This window comes from Halorubrum sp. ASP1, from assembly GCF_005435135.1.
Taxonomy (GTDB): domain Archaea; phylum Halobacteriota; class Halobacteria; order Halobacteriales; family Haloferacaceae; genus Halorubrum; species Halorubrum tropicale.
Genome location: NZ_SGUA01000043.1, coordinates 1 through 677 on the forward strand (window position 1 = coordinate 1; position 677 = coordinate 677).

Sequence of the window (677 nt, forward strand, 5' to 3'; positions counted from 1 at the left end):
CTTGCCATGATAACGACCGGGGGAGAACAGAGAATAAAACCTTTGTTCATGATAGTTTCGGCGGGGCGCGGTCGCTCTCGTCGCGTGTTGCCTCGCTGCGTCCGTCCGAGGCGTCCTTCTGCTGCGTCCGTCCGAGGCGTCCTTCTGCTGCGTCCGTCCGAGGCGTCCTCCGGCTTGCCGTCGGGATTTATGCCGTCGCCGCGACAGCACGACGCATGGAGATCCTCCACACGTGTCTCAACGTGGCGGACGCCGACCGCGCCGCGGACTGGTACGTCGAGCAGCTCGGGTTCGAACGCGCTTGGGAGTTCACGACCGCCGACGGCGACACGCGCAACGTGTACGTCGCCGGCGACGGCGGCGTCGAGTTCCAGCTGTCTGACACGGACGGCGCGGCGCCGAGCGCGGACGGCGACCGCTACGACCACGTCGCCGTCGGCGTCGACGACGTGGACGCCGCGTTCGAGACGATCGACCACCACGGCGTCGTGAAGGAGCCGGGCGACCAGCCGGAAGCGGGGGCCCGGACCGCCTTCGTGAAGGACCCGGACGGCCACGTCGTCGAGCTGATCGAGCCCCTGTGAGCGGTCGGGCACCGAAGGCGGCGGTGCGTCCGGACCGGACGACGCGCGTACTTCGGCGGTCACCACCCGTCGTCGTCATCGCCGGGCCACTCG

Annotated in this window: 1 protein-coding gene; it reads left to right on the plus strand. The window is 69.3% G+C overall.

From position 1 onward, the window contains the following. Positions 1-215: 215 nt before the first annotated feature. On the plus strand, positions 216-584 hold the full coding sequence (locus EXE48_RS18155; RefSeq protein ID WP_049931864.1) for a VOC family protein: 369 nt from the start codon (positions 216-218) through the stop codon (positions 582-584). The last annotated feature ends 93 nt before the right edge of the window (positions 585-677 follow it).